The sequence below is a fragment of the Nocardia sp. NPDC024068 genome (assembly GCF_040638875.1).
Taxonomy (GTDB): Bacteria; Actinomycetota; Actinomycetes; order Mycobacteriales; family Mycobacteriaceae; genus Nocardia.
Genome location: NZ_JBEZYU010000026.1, coordinates 48,356 through 60,811 on the forward strand (window position 1 = coordinate 48,356; position 12,456 = coordinate 60,811).

The 12,456-nt window shown below is 69.4% G+C and carries 13 protein-coding genes; 9 read left to right on the forward strand and 4 right to left on the reverse strand.

Features of this window, described 5'->3' with window-relative positions; translation table 11 throughout:
• Nucleotides 1–57: 57 nt before the first annotated feature.
• The 3 genes from AB0F41_RS19990 (at nt 58) to AB0F41_RS20000 (ending at nt 2,928) form a co-directional block, all read left to right on the forward strand.
• On the forward strand, nt 58–1,482 hold the full coding sequence (locus AB0F41_RS19990) for an MFS transporter (RefSeq protein WP_357425859.1): 1,425 nt from the start codon (nt 58–60) through the stop codon (nt 1,480–1,482).
• Between the two features lie 81 nt (nt 1,483–1,563).
• Nucleotides 1,564–1,980: a PPOX class F420-dependent oxidoreductase gene (locus AB0F41_RS19995; RefSeq protein WP_357425861.1), complete on the forward strand. Its 417-nt coding sequence runs from the start codon at nt 1,564–1,566 to the stop codon at nt 1,978–1,980.
• A gap of 141 nt (nt 1,981–2,121) precedes the next feature.
• Nucleotides 2,122–2,928, forward strand: coding sequence for an NmrA family NAD(P)-binding protein (locus tag AB0F41_RS20000; RefSeq protein ID WP_357425863.1), 807 nt, complete (start codon nt 2,122–2,124; stop codon nt 2,926–2,928).
• Between the two features lie 40 nt (nt 2,929–2,968).
• Here AB0F41_RS20000 and AB0F41_RS20005 read toward each other — a convergent pair whose 3' ends face one another.
• Together AB0F41_RS20005 and AB0F41_RS20010 are read right to left on the reverse strand one after the other, a co-directional pair.
• Nucleotides 2,969–3,430, reverse strand: coding sequence for an SRPBCC family protein (locus AB0F41_RS20005; protein WP_357425865.1), 462 nt, complete (start codon nt 3,428–3,430; stop codon nt 2,969–2,971).
• Nucleotides 3,431–3,528: 98 nt separating this feature from the next.
• Complete coding sequence (locus AB0F41_RS20010; protein WP_357425867.1) at nt 3,529–3,666, reverse strand: hypothetical protein; 138 nt, start codon at nt 3,664–3,666, stop codon at nt 3,529–3,531.
• Nucleotides 3,667–3,800: 134 nt separating this feature from the next.
• On the opposite strand from AB0F41_RS20010, the gene AB0F41_RS20015 reads away from it, so the two are divergent.
• From AB0F41_RS20015 to AB0F41_RS20035, 5 genes are all read left to right on the forward strand, one after another.
• Nucleotides 3,801–4,847, forward strand: coding sequence for a nitronate monooxygenase (locus AB0F41_RS20015; protein WP_357425869.1), 1,047 nt, complete (start codon nt 3,801–3,803; stop codon nt 4,845–4,847).
• A 183-nt stretch (nt 4,848–5,030) separates the two neighbouring features.
• On the forward strand, nt 5,031–5,669 hold the full coding sequence (locus tag AB0F41_RS20020) for a maleylpyruvate isomerase family mycothiol-dependent enzyme (RefSeq protein WP_357425871.1): 639 nt from the start codon (nt 5,031–5,033) through the stop codon (nt 5,667–5,669).
• Between the two features lie 103 nt (nt 5,670–5,772).
• The gene (locus AB0F41_RS20025; protein ID WP_357425873.1) at nt 5,773–7,170 is read left to right on the forward strand and encodes a sigma 54-interacting transcriptional regulator; all 1,398 of its coding nucleotides are present in this window, start codon (nt 5,773–5,775) and stop codon (nt 7,168–7,170) included.
• 22 nt (nt 7,171–7,192) lie between these two features.
• The gene (locus AB0F41_RS20030) at nt 7,193–9,145 is read left to right on the forward strand and encodes a VWA domain-containing protein (protein ID WP_357425875.1); all 1,953 of its coding nucleotides are present in this window, start codon (nt 7,193–7,195) and stop codon (nt 9,143–9,145) included.
• On the forward strand, nt 9,145–9,564 hold the full coding sequence (locus tag AB0F41_RS20035) for a TIGR03668 family PPOX class F420-dependent oxidoreductase (protein ID WP_357425877.1): 420 nt from the start codon (nt 9,145–9,147) through the stop codon (nt 9,562–9,564). The genes AB0F41_RS20030 and AB0F41_RS20035 overlap by 1 nt, the downstream gene beginning before the upstream one ends.
• Nucleotides 9,565–9,762: 198 nt before the next feature.
• On the opposite strand, the gene AB0F41_RS20040 is transcribed toward AB0F41_RS20035, so the two are convergent.
• Together AB0F41_RS20040 and AB0F41_RS20045 are read right to left on the reverse strand one after the other, a co-directional pair.
• Entirely contained in the window at nt 9,763–10,353 is a 591-nt protein-coding gene (locus AB0F41_RS20040) for a TerD family protein (protein ID WP_357425879.1), read from the reverse strand.
• Nucleotides 10,354–10,405: 52 nt separating this feature from the next.
• Complete coding sequence (locus tag AB0F41_RS20045; RefSeq protein WP_357425881.1) at nt 10,406–10,927, reverse strand: MarR family winged helix-turn-helix transcriptional regulator; 522 nt, start codon at nt 10,925–10,927, stop codon at nt 10,406–10,408.
• A gap of 184 nt (nt 10,928–11,111) precedes the next feature.
• On the opposite strand from AB0F41_RS20045, the gene AB0F41_RS20050 reads away from it, so the two are divergent.
• Nucleotides 11,112–12,437 carry an MFS transporter gene (locus AB0F41_RS20050; protein ID WP_357425910.1) on the forward strand — a complete coding sequence of 442 codons (1,326 nt, stop codon included), beginning with the start codon at nt 11,112–11,114 and terminating at the stop codon, nt 12,435–12,437.
• Nucleotides 12,438–12,456 lie beyond the last annotated feature (19 nt).

Below are 12,456 nucleotides of genomic sequence, written 5' to 3' on the forward strand. Positions count from 1 at the left end.
CTGCAACGAAACTATCTACTACAGTCTCTTCTGTCGGATCCTGGACAGGAGAGCACCATGAGTTACCCGAAACGCCTCGCGCTGGCGGTCTTATCGGCCGCGACGCTGATGACGATCCTCGACGGCAGCATCGTCACCGTGGCGCTACCGGAGATCCAGCGGGACCTCGGGTTCACCGCCGCCGGGCTGAGCTGGGTCGTCAACGGTTATCTGATCGCCTTCGGCGGGCTGCTGTTGCTGGCCGGCCGGCTGGGTGATCTGCTCGGCCGCAGGTCGATGTTCCTGCTCGGAAACGCCGTCTTCACCGTCGCGTCCCTGGTGGCCGGGGCGGCCACCGGCCCCGCTCTCCTGATCGTGGCGCGATTCCTGCAGGGCGTGGGCAGCGCGTTCGCCTCCGCGGTGGCGCTCGGCATCCTCGTCACGCTGTTCACCGAGGCCGGGGAACGCAAGGTCGCCATCGGGGTGTTCAGCTTCACCGGCGCCGCGGGCGCGGCACTCGGCCAGGTGCTCGGCGGTGTGCTCACCGACGCGTTCGGCTGGCACTGGATCTTCTTCATCAACATCCCGATCGGCCTGGCCACCCTCGCCCTGGCGGTGAAAGTTCTTCCGGCGGATCGCGGTACGACCCGGGCCGGCAAGGCGGATGTCCCGGGTGCCGCGCTGGTCACCGCGGGGCTGATGCTCGGGATCTACACGATCGTCGGTGTGGAGCAGCACGGCTGGCTCGCGGGCCGCACGCTCGGACTCGGCGCGGTATCGCTGGCCCTGCTGATCGCGTTCGCCGTCCGGCAGAACCTGGTGCGTGACCCCCTGCTGCCGCCGCGGATCTTCGGCTCCCGCAGTGTCTCCGGCGCGAACGCCGTGCAGATGCTGACCGTATCGGCGATGTTCGCCTTCCAGATCCTGGTCGCCCTCTATATGCAGCGAGTGCTCGGGTACAACGCCCTGCAGACGGGGTTGGCGCTGCTCCCGGCCGCGGCGGCGATCGGCGGGGTATCGCTGTTCGTCTCGGCACGGCTGAACACCCGATTCGGCGAACGCGCGGTGCTGCTCGCCGGACTGACCCTGCTGCTCGGGGCGATGCTCTGGCTCACCCGGTTGCCGGTGCACGCCTCCTACCTCACCGATCTGCTGCCGATGATGGTGCTGATCGCCGGATTCGGACTGGTTCTGCCCGCGCTCACCGCGCTGGGCATGTCCGGCGCCGACGCCGGCGACGCGGGCCTGGTGTCCGGTTTGTTCAACACCACCCAGCAGATCGGTATGGCGCTCGGGGTCGCGGTGCTGTCCACGCTCGCCGCCGCGCGCACGGCCACCCTGCTCACCACCGGCGCGCCGGCTGCCGAGGCGCTGACGGGCGGTTTCCGGCTGGCCTTCGGTATCGCGGCCGGATTGCTGGTGGCGGCGCTGCTGGTGGCCTACACGGTATTACGGCCGGCGACCAACGCCGCACCGGTACCCGGACCGGCGCCGGTGCCCTGACCGAGACCTGCCTGCTCAACCCAGAATATTTGTACCGCAATCGAATTCACTCGAAGAAACGACGAAGAGAATGGACGGATCATGACTGTGGAATTCGACCGATCGGCGCGCGAACTGCTGGATGGCAGGAATTTCGCCACGGTGGCGACCATCCAGCCCGACGGCGCCCCGCACACCTCGGTGGTCTGGATCGAGCGGGACGGCGATACCGTGCAGTTCTCCTCGACGACCGGCCGCCGCAAGGTCCGCAACCTCGACCGGGACAACCGGATCGGGATCACGGTCATCGATGCCTCGAACCCGTACCGGTCCATCGATATTCAGGGCACCGCCGAACTGATCGAGGACCCGGATAAATCCCTGCCGCGGCGGCTGTCCCAGAAGTATCTGGGCCAGGAGCCATCCGCTGAACCGGAGGATCTCCGCCGGTTCATCGTCCGGGTGACGCCCTCCAAGGTCACCGGCTTCGCCATCCCGGACCCATCGACGTCCGACTGAGATCGCGGCGCACGCGGGTGACTGCTCGCTCATGGATGCGGTGTTGCGCGCGGTAACCCGGCGGACCGCTCGCCGGGAAACCGGCACTTGACCTCAATCATTGTTCAGGTCTTAGCGTTCGGTCTCGGAAAGGAGTTCGAGATGTCGATATTGGTAACGGGCGCAACAGGTAACACCGGCAGGCATGTGGTGGCGGAACTGCTGGAACGGGGTCGCAGCGTCCGTGCGCTCACCCGGGATCCGCGGCGGGCGGAAAGCCTGCTGCCCGCGGGTACGGAACTGGTGTCCGGTTCGCATACCGAGCCGCGATCACTGGAAGGTGTCTTCGACGGCGTCACCGGATTGCATATCACCGTCACCGCCGGAGTCGCCGAGACCGGGCCCGAACTCGTGCGCCGCGCGGTATCGGCCGGGGTCGAGCGGATCACGATCCTGTGGGGCGGCTACGTGGGTCCCGCGGAGAACGCGGTCGCGGAATCGGGTGTGGCCTGGACCCGGCTCGAACCACAGGAATTCATGTCCAACGCTCTCACCTGGTCCGATTCCATCCGGGACGAATCGGTGGTGCGCGAACCGTTCGACCTGCCCAGCGCGGTGGTGCACGAGGCAGACCTCGGCGCCGTCGCCGCGGCCGCCCTCACCGAGGACGGGCACGCGGGCCGGGCCTACAACCTCAACGGGCCGCAGGCACTGACCACCCGGGAGCGGGTCGCGATACTGGCCGCCGCGCTCGGCCGGGAGGTGCGGTTCGAGCAGTTGAGTGCCGGACAGGCCATCGAACGGCTGACCCGGAGCGGGGTGCCGCGGGCCGACGCCGAATACGTGATCGGCTGGCACGCCGACCCGCCCGTCGAAGCGCGGACCCCCGACGGAACTGTGGACCGGATACTCGGCCGGCCCGCCCGCACCTTCACCGAATGGGTGACCGAGCACAAGGACCGTTTCTGAGCCGCCGCCGGCCTCGGGGAACCTCGAGGCCGGCGGGACCTCAGTTGCCTTCGGCGAGCGCCTTCAACCGCGCCAGGCCCTTCTCGAAATCCGGGCCGACGACCTTGTCCATTGGATAGAAAAAGCCGAAAAGCTTCAGGAACAGGTTCTTGGTCCCGCTCATCCGCCAGGTGACCTCGGTCATATTGCCGGCCGGTTCGAGCACGAAGAGCACATCGTTGCGGTTCTTGAACGGTTTGCGGAACTCGAGGTCGATGGTGATGCGACCGGGTCCGGAGGTGATGACGGTCATCGAGCCGGCCCCGGCCTTCCGGTTGCCCTCCCACTCGTAATGGGCTCCCGCCCCCGATTCCGGCCCCGAATACGTCCGCCGCAGGTCCGGGTCGGCGTCCTCCCAGGGCGACCAGTCGCGCCAGTTGCGGAGATCGTCGATGAGCGGCCGGAGCGCGGTTTCCGGTGCGGCGATGGTGGTCGTGCGTTCGATGACGAACGTATCGGTCATGCCCACTCCTGCGGGAGGTCGGCGGATACCAGGGATGCCGGGATTATCTCCCGGCCCGGCTCCCGAATCCGGGTGGACGGGCGGCCGTGTCGACGCTGTTACAGCAGCGAAGCGCCGGAGGCGGCGAGCCCGAGGCCGAACAGCGCCCAGTCGTTGACGATATGGGCGCCGGTGGAGACCCAGATGTTCTTGGTCACGACATAGGAGAGGGCGGCCACCGGCAGCGCGCAGAACACGATGGCCCCTCTCGCGCGGCCCGGCCCAGCGAAATGCTGCGTGACCAGGTCTGACCGCGTCGCACGAGTGCGCGCCGGGGAAACCGGCGGGATGGGTATCGTCGGGTTCGGATTACCGACCCGGAGGTGGATTCGTGTTCGCTCTCGCAGATCTCGCTGTCCCGCTGATCGCCGCACCGATGGCCGGCGGCCCCTCGACCCCGGAGCTGGTGGTGAGCGTCGCCGAGGCCGGTGGGCTCGGATTCCTGGCCGCCGGGTACAAAACGCCCGAAGCCGTGGCGGAGCAGATCCGGGCGGTGCGGGAACGGACGCCGGCGCCGTTCGGGGTGAACCTGTTCGTACCGCAGGAGAACTCGTTCGACGCCGAGGCCGTGGCGCGGTACCGGGAGCGGTTGCGGGAGACCGCGCGGCGATACGGGATCGAACCGCCCGCGGTCCGGGATCGCGACGACGACCGGTTCGGCGAAAAAGTCGATCTGCTGGTCGAACAGCGGGTCCCGGTGGTGTCGCTGACGTTCGGGCTGCCGCCCCGGCGGGCCGTCGACCGGCTTCGCGCGGCGGGTAGCGCGGTGATCGCCACGGTCACCGACCTCACCGAGGCGCGCCTCGCGGAGGCGGCGGGGGTCGACGCGCTCTGCGTGCAAGGGCCCGACGGCGGCGGTCATCGGGCGACCTTCCACGTCGAGGACGAGCCGGGGACCACGCCCCTGCACACCCTGCTCGACGAGATCGCGGGCCGATCGCCGCTGCCCGTGATCGCGGCGGGCGGAATCGGCGACGGTGCCGCGATCGCCGCGGCGCTGGCCCACGGCGCCGCGGCCGTCCAGCTCGGCACGCTGCTGCTCCGGAGTCCGGAGTCGGGGGCCAAGGCCGCGCACAAAGACGCCCTCGTCGATCCCCGATTCACCGAGACCGTCGTGACCCGTGCTTTTTCCGGCCGTCCGGCGCGGGGGCTGGCCAACCGGTTCATCGCGGCACACGACGCGGACGCGCCCGCCGCCTATCCGCAGCTGCACCACCTCACCAGCCCGGTGCGCGCCGCCGCGGCCGAACAGGGGGTGCCCGACGATATGGCGCTCTGGGCGGGTAGCGGCTACCGGGACGCCACGGTGGAACCGGCGGCGGAGATCCTGCGGCGGCTCTGGGGCGAGGCGGTGGCCGCGGGCGCCCGGCGCGGCTGACCGGGTGCGCCGGTTCGCCCCGCATGTCGGTGCCGAGCCGTACTCTGCCTTCTGCCACGGTGCCGCCGCGCTGCCCGCGCGGTAGCCGGGCTCCCGGCCGGTAGCGACCCACCGGCCGGGCGCCGACTCGATCCGGCGGCGCCGGGACGTCCGGCTCGCCGGCCCGTGCCCGAGGGAGGAATTGTGCAGGATGTCTGGCCGACCGTCCGTGCGGAGCGGATCGCGCTCATCGCCGATCTGGACGGACTCACCGACCGGCAGTGGGACACACCGTCGCTGTGCGCGGAGTGGACGGTGCACGATGTGGTCGCCCATATCGTCGCGTCGTCGAAAACCACCCGGCTCGGCTTCACCTGGGAATTCGCCCGGGCGCGATTCGATTTCGACCGGTTCACCGCGTACGGCGTGCTGCGGGAACGCGCTGCCACGCCCGCGCAGACGCTGGACCGGCTGCGCGGCGTGGTGGACCGGACGGTCACTCCGCCGGCCCCGCTCGACAGCCGGCTGGTGGAGATGATCGTGCACGGGGAGGACATCCGGCGTCCGCTCGGCATCACGCGGGCGTATCCGGAGCCGGCGGTGGCCGATGCGCTGCGATTGCAGCTGCGCACCACGGCGAGCTTCGGCGGCGGTAAGGAGCTCACCGCGGGGCTCACCCTGGTGGCCGCGGACACCGACTTCACGGCGGGTTCCGGGCCGGAGGTGCGGGGGCCGCTCCTCGGGCTGCTGCTGATCGCCTCGGCGCGGGCGGCCGCGTTCGCCGACCTGACCGGCGAGGGTGTGCCGGTGTTGCGCGACCGGCTGGGTTCCGGCGGGTCCTGAGGGACCTCGGCGGGTGTCCGGCGGGTCCTGCCGGGGACCTCGATGCGGGGCCGGACGCAGGTAACTGTCGACCTATGGGCGAAATCGTCGTAGCGTCGAGGAGGTGACTGTGCCAACAGACCTGCCCGCCACCGCGGGCGCGTTGCGGGCGGCCGGATACGCGCCGCGAAGTGTGAAGGCCGAGATCCGGGAGAATCTGCTGGCCCGGCTGGGTTCCGGGCAGGAGCCCTGGCCCGGGATCGTGGGGTTCGAGCGGACGGTGCTGCCGCAGCTGGAGCGGGCACTGCTGGCGGGCCACGACGTGGTGCTGCTCGGCGAACGCGGGCAGGGGAAGACGCGACTGCTGCGGACGATCATCGGGTTGCTCGACGAATGGACTCCGGTGATCGACGGTCTGGAACTGGGTGAGCACCCGCTGGAGCCGATCAGCCCGGAGGGGCTGCGGCGGGCCGCCGAGCTCGGCGACGACCTGCCGGTCGCCTGGCGGCACCGGTCGCAGCGGTACGCGGAGAAACTCGCCACCCCCGATACTTCGGTGGGCGATCTGATCGGCGATGTCGATCCGGTGAAGGTCGCGGAGGGCCGCAGCCTCGGCGACCCGGAGACCATCCACTTCGGCCTGGTGCCGCGGGCGCACCGGGGCATCGTGGCCGTCAACGAACTGCCCGACCTGGCCGAGCGGATCCAGGTGGCACTGCTGAACGTGATGGAGGAGCGCGATATCCAGGTACGCGGCTATACGCTGCGGCTGCCGCTGGACGTCCTGCTGCTCGCGACCGCGAACCCCGAGGACTACACCAACCGCGGTCGTATCATCACCCCGCTCAAGGACCGCTTCGGCGCCGAGATCCGGACCCACTATCCGCTCACCGTCGAGGCCGAGATGGCGCTGGTGCGGCAGGAAGCCGACCTGGTCGCCGAGGTGGGCGATCCGCTGATCGAGGTGCTCGCGCGATTCGTGCGCCGGCTGCGCGAATCCCCGGCCATCGATCAGCGCTCCGGCGTCTCCGCGCGCTTCGCGGTGGCCGCGGCCGAGACCGTGGCGGCGGCGGCGCTGCGCCGCGCCGCGCTCACCGGTGAGAACCCGGCCGTCGCCCGCCCGGTCGATCTGGAATCGGTTCCGGCGGTGCTGCGCGGCAAACTGGAGTTCGAATCCGGTGAAGAGGGCCGGGAACAGGAACATCTGACCCATCTGCTGCGGCGGGCGTTCGCCGATACCGCCCGCGACCGGCTGGGCGGGCTGGACCTGCGGCCGCTGGCCGAGGCGGTGGACGAAGGCCATCTGGTGACCACCGGCGAAAGGGTGCCCGGGGCGCAGGTGCTCTCCGCCCTCCCCGAACTTCCGGTGCTGCACGAAGTGGCCGTCCGGCTCGGTGTGGATCCCGGCGATCCGGCGCAGCGGATCGCCTCGGCGGTCGAATTCGCGCTGGAATCGCTGTACCTGGCACGGCAGGTGGCCAAGGACTCCGACGACGAGGGCACGGCGGTATACGGCGGGTGACCGCCCGGATGGAAGAGGCGTGATGACAGCCGGCGACCGATACTCCTACGGGCCCTACCACGACGGGCCGGACCCGCTGGCGCCCCCGCTCGATCTGCGGGAGGCGCTGGCCGATATCGGGCGCGAGGTGATGGAGGGCTCGTCGCCGCGTTCCGCGCTGGAGGAACTGCTGCGCCGCGGGACCAAGGACCTGCCGGGCCTGGAGGAACTGACCCGCCGGTTATGGCAACGGCGGGCCGAGATCTCCCGGTCTCACCGGCTCGACGGCACGCTCCAGCAGGTGCGCGAACTGCTGGACCAGGCCCTGGAAGCCGAACGCCGGGCGCTGTTCCCCGACCCCTCCGACGACGCTCGGTTCGCCGAAATGCGATTGGACGCGTTGCCTTCGGGCACCGCGGGCGCCGTCAGCGAACTGAGCGAATACGAGTGGCGATCCGAAACCGGCCGCGAGAACTACCGCAAGATCCGGGACCTGCTCGGCGAGGAACTGCTCGAATCCCGTTTCCAGGGTATGAAACAGGCGTTGCAGAACGCCACACCGCAGGATGTGGAACGGGTCCGGCGGATGATGTCGGATCTCAACGACCTGCTCGCCGCGCACGGCCGCGGCGAGGACACCGGACAGCAGTTCGCCGACTTCATGGCCGAGCACGGTGAGTTCTTTCCGGAGAACCCCCGGGATACCGAGGAACTGATCGATACGCTGGCCGCCCGCGCCGCCGCGGCCCAGCGGATGATGAACTCGATGTCGGACCAGCAGCGCGCGGAATTGAACGAACTGATGGGGCAGGCCTTCGGCGACCCGGCCATCGCGCAGCAGATCGCCGGTCTCGACGCGAATCTGCGGGCGCTGCGTCCGGGCCAGGACTGGGAATCCGGGCGCCGGTTCCGCGGCCAGGACCCGCTGGGGATGGGCGAAGCGGTTCAGGCGATGCAGGATCTCGGCGAACTCGACGAGCTCGCCGCCCAGCTCGCGCAGTCCTATCCCGGGGCGCGGCTCGAGGATATCGATCTGGAGATGCTGGAACGCCAGCTCGGCGCCGACGCCCGGGTGGACGCCGCCCGCCTCGCCGAACTGGAACGCGAGCTACGCCGCCAAGGGCTGTTCGACCGGGCACCCGACGGATCGCTGCGCCTCACCCCCAAAGCGCTGCGCCGGCTCGGCGAGGTGGCGCTACGGGATATCGTCGGGCAGTTGCGGTCCCGGAAGGGTCAGCGTGAGACCGCGCGGGCGGGCGCGGCGGGCGAGCCCACCGGCGCGAGCCGGCCCTGGCAGTTCGGCGATACCGAACCGTGGGACGTCTCGCGAACCGTGCGCAATGCGGTTTTGCGTTCCGCCTCCACCGGGAGCCGTACGGTCACCCTGGATGTCGCGGATGTGGAGATCGCCGAAACCGAGCAGCGGTCCCGGGCGGTGGTGGCGTTATGCGTCGACACCTCGTGGTCGATGGTGCAGGACGGCCGCTGGGTGCCGATGAAACGCACCGCACTGGCACTGCAACACCTGATCAGCACCCGTTTCCGGTCCGACGCCCTGAGCCTGATCACCTTCGGCCGGCACGCCGGAACCGTGGAGATCGGGGAACTGACCGCGCTGGAACCGGTCTGGGAGCAGGGCACCAATCTGCATCACGCGTTGCTGCTGGCCGGGCGGCATCTGCGCCGTCATCCCGACGCGGTGCCGGTGGTGCTGGTGGTCACCGACGGCGAACCGACCGCGCATCTCGAAGCCGACGGCACCGCCTATTTCAACTGGCCGCCGGATCGCCGCACCCTGGCCATGACCATGGTGCAGGTGGACTCGCTGGCCAAGCTCGGTGCGTCGATCTCGGTGTTCATGCTCGGTGCGGAACCGCGGCTGGCCGCTTTCGTGGATCTGGTGGCCCGGCGCAGCGGTGGCCGGGTGGTGGCACCCGATCTGGACGGGCTGGGCACTGCCGTGGTCAGTGACTATCTGCGCGGCCGGCGGCGCTGATGCGGCTCGACGAGCGGCAGGCACGGGCCCGTTTCGGCGACCAACGCGTAGCCCGGCTGGCCACGGTGACTCCCGAAGGACGACCACATATCGTGCCCATCGTCTTCGCCCTCGACGGTGACACGCTGTACACCGCCGTCGACGCCAAACCGAAATCCACCACAGCGCTGCGCCGCCTGGCGAATATCGCCGCCCACCCGGCGGTTGCGGTGCTCGCCGATGTGTACGAAGACGACTGGTCACAGTTGTGGTGGGTGCGCGCCGACGGAACAGCGCAGGTTGCCGCAGATGACGCCGGGCGACACGGTATCGAGCTGCTCACCGCCCGCTACCCTGTGTACGAAACCCAGCCGCCACCAGGGCCGGTGCTCACGCTGGAAATCACCCGCTGGTCCGGGTGGTCGGCCGGTCCCGGCTGACCCCCGGTGGTTGCGACGGCCGGCCGATTCCGCACGTCTGGTCGGCGCCGATCTCGGGCGGCTCACCTGCGAGGAACCGGCCGGGCGCGGGTATCCGCCCTATCATCCCGGGCGCGTTCAGTTCTCCCTTGTGGAGTCCGGCGGCGCCCAGATCGCGGTTCGTTGTGATCGGCGTCCGTGCCGGACCACGCCCTCCGACTACTGACCGCCACCCATGGCGAAACGCAGCAGCGCCTGCTTGTCCCCCTGCTTGATCTTGCCCTTGCGGTTGAGCACCTCGAGCTTCCAGGCGTTTCCATTGCGGAACGCCCGGGCCACCGCGTTGGCGTTATCGGCGCCCAGCAGCGAGGGCCAGATATCGGCGACCTGCTGGCTGCTGCCGCCGGAGGCGTCGTAGACCTTGAACGAGATATTGTTCGCCTTCTCGAAGGAGCTGCCCTTCTTGAAGGCTGCCGCGACGAAGATGATCCCGTCGATACCGCCGGGGACATCGGAGAAGGTGACGTGCACTGTCTCGTCGTCACCGGCGGCCGAACCGGTCTGCTCGTCACCGGAGTGCAGGACGGAGTTGTTGCCCAGCGGGTCCAGCGAATCGAGGCCGGCGAAGCGGACCGGCTCGCTGCCCTGCATGAGGATGGCGATGAGGTCCAGGTCCACCCCCTTCTTGCGGCGCGCCCAGCCGAGCGCGCCACCGCTGGCGCCAGCGGACGGGTCCCAGCTGACTCCGACACTCAGCTTGGAGATCCCGTCGAGATCCGCTGCGCCGTCTTCTTTTTTGAGCGTGATCATGGCTCAACGGTACCGGCTGCCGGAGAACACCGGGTGACCGGCGAGTATGCCGTTATCCACCAGGTGAATTCGCGGTGCGCAGCGGGCGCGGCCAGGGGTGGCGGGCCAAGCCCTCGACGCCCTCGTTGAACTGCTCCAGCAGCCGGACCAGTTCGTCGACCTCGCCGTCGGGCCAGTCCGCGAGCACCTTGCCCACACCGTGGCGCTGGAGGGCGAGATCCGCTTCGAACAGCCGCATCCCCTTGTCGCTGGGGCGAACCTTGCGCGCCACCCCGCCGTCGGGGTCGGGCACCCGCTCCACCAGGTCCTGGTCCAGCATGGCGGCGACCTGCCGGTTGACGGTGGAGACATCGAGACCGAACGCCTCGGCCAGTTCGCGCAGCGACAGTGGTTGCCCGAGTTGCAGCCGGGTGAGGATCAGATAGGCGGATCTGTCCAGCTGGAACGGCGAATTCCGGCGCGGGGCCGGATATTGCCTGGACAGCAGGGTCAGTTCCAGGACGAGCCGCGCCAGGACGGCGGGGTCCCGGCGGTCCGCCGCGGTCGCGGCGGGCGAGGCAGCCGAATCGGACATTCGGACACTATCTCGCCTGATTCGCCCGATTACAAATTGTGCAGGATACACAGGGTATGTAACGTGCATAAGCGTGACTGCCGTAGCCGACGACCCCTCCAGATCCGACGAACGGGGTCGTCCGGCGGTGTCGCCCACCCTGCTGATCGCCACGCTCAGCACCATCGGCATCGTGGTCTCGCTCATGCAGACGCTGGTCGTTCCGCTGATACCGAGTCTGCCTGCCCTCCTGAACACCACGGCCACCAACGCGTCCTGGGTGATCACGGTGACGCTGCTCGCCTCGGCGGTGTGTACGCCGATCAGCGGCCGGCTCGGGGATATGTTCGGCAAACGCCGCATTCTGCTGCTGGACCTGCTCGCGATGATCGCCGGATCCGTTCTCTGCGCGATGTCCTCCTCGCTGATCCCCTCGGTGGCCGGACGCGCGCTGCAGGGAGTGGCGATCGGCGCGATCCCGCTGGGTATCAGCATCATGCGCGACGAACTCCCGCCCGAACGGGTGGGTTCGGCGATGGCCGTGATGAGTTCCACGCTCGGCGTCGGCGGTGCGATCGGGTTGCCGCTGGCCGCCGTGATCGCCGAGAACGCCGACTGGCACGTCCTGTTCTGGGCGGCGGCCGGGATGGGCGTAGCAGGGGCGGTGCTGATCTTCCGGTTCGTTCCGGAATCACCGGTCCGCACTCCGGCGCCCTTCGACTTCGGTGGCGCCGCCGGACTGGCGACCGCCCTGCTGGCTCTGCTGATCGCGATTACTCAGGGTGCGCAGTGGGGGTGGACCAGCACCTCCATCCTGACCCTGTTCGCCGTCTCGATCGTGGTGTTCCTCGGCTGGGGCCGCTACGAGCTGCGGCGGCGTCATCCGCTGGTCGATCTGCGCGTCTCCGCGCGCCCGCGGGTGCTGTTCACCAATATCGCCTCGATCGCGGTCGGGTTCGCGCTCTACGGTATGTCGCTCACCTTCCCGCAGCTGCTGATGGCCCCGGCGGAAAGCGGGTACGGGCTGGGGCTTTCCATGGTCGCTGCCGGTCTCGCGCTGGCGCCCGGCGGTTTCGTCATGATGCTGCTCTCTCCGGTATCGGCCCGGATCTCGGCGCGTTTCAGTCCGAAACTGACCCTGGGCGCCGGTTCCGCGGTGATCGGTATCGGCTACCTGTGCGCGTCCGCGATGATGGACAGCGTCTGGCAGATCATGATCGCCTCGGTGCTGGTCACCGGCGGTGTGGGCCTGGCCTACGCGGCGATGCCCGCGCTGATCATGGGGGCGGTGCCGGTCACCGAGACCGCCGCCGCGAACGGGTTGAACGCGCTGATGCGCTCGGTCGGCACCTCCACCTCGGCCGCGGTGATGAGCGCGGTCCTGGCCAATATGACGATCACGCTGGGAGACCACCAGCTACCGTCGCGCGACGCATTCCATACGGCGTTCCTGATCTCGGTCACCGCCGCGATCGTGGCCATCGCACTCACCGCTGTGATCCCGATGCGGACGGAGCACGCCGACCGCTAGTTCCCGTAGCGGCCGCGCC

Coding starts and splice junctions, on each gene's coding strand:
- AB0F41_RS20030 (WP_357425875.1), top strand. CDS start 7,193: ATGACAGCCGGCGACCGATACTCCTACGGGCCCTACCACGACGGGCCG.
- AB0F41_RS19990 (WP_357425859.1), top strand. CDS start 58: ATGAGTTACCCGAAACGCCTCGCGCTGGCGGTCTTATCGGCCGCGACG.
- AB0F41_RS20000 (WP_357425863.1), top strand. CDS start 2,122: ATGTCGATATTGGTAACGGGCGCAACAGGTAACACCGGCAGGCATGTG.
- AB0F41_RS20005 (WP_357425865.1), bottom strand. CDS start 3,430: ATGACCGATACGTTCGTCATCGAACGCACGACCACCATCGCCGCACCG.
- AB0F41_RS19995 (WP_357425861.1), top strand. CDS start 1,564: ATGACTGTGGAATTCGACCGATCGGCGCGCGAACTGCTGGATGGCAGG.
- AB0F41_RS20050 (WP_357425910.1), top strand. CDS start 11,112: ATGCAGACGCTGGTCGTTCCGCTGATACCGAGTCTGCCTGCCCTCCTG.
- AB0F41_RS20040 (WP_357425879.1), bottom strand. CDS start 10,353: ATGATCACGCTCAAAAAAGAAGACGGCGCAGCGGATCTCGACGGGATC.
- AB0F41_RS20035 (WP_357425877.1), top strand. CDS start 9,145: ATGCGGCTCGACGAGCGGCAGGCACGGGCCCGTTTCGGCGACCAACGC.
- AB0F41_RS20045 (WP_357425881.1), bottom strand. CDS start 10,927: ATGTCCGATTCGGCTGCCTCGCCCGCCGCGACCGCGGCGGACCGCCGG.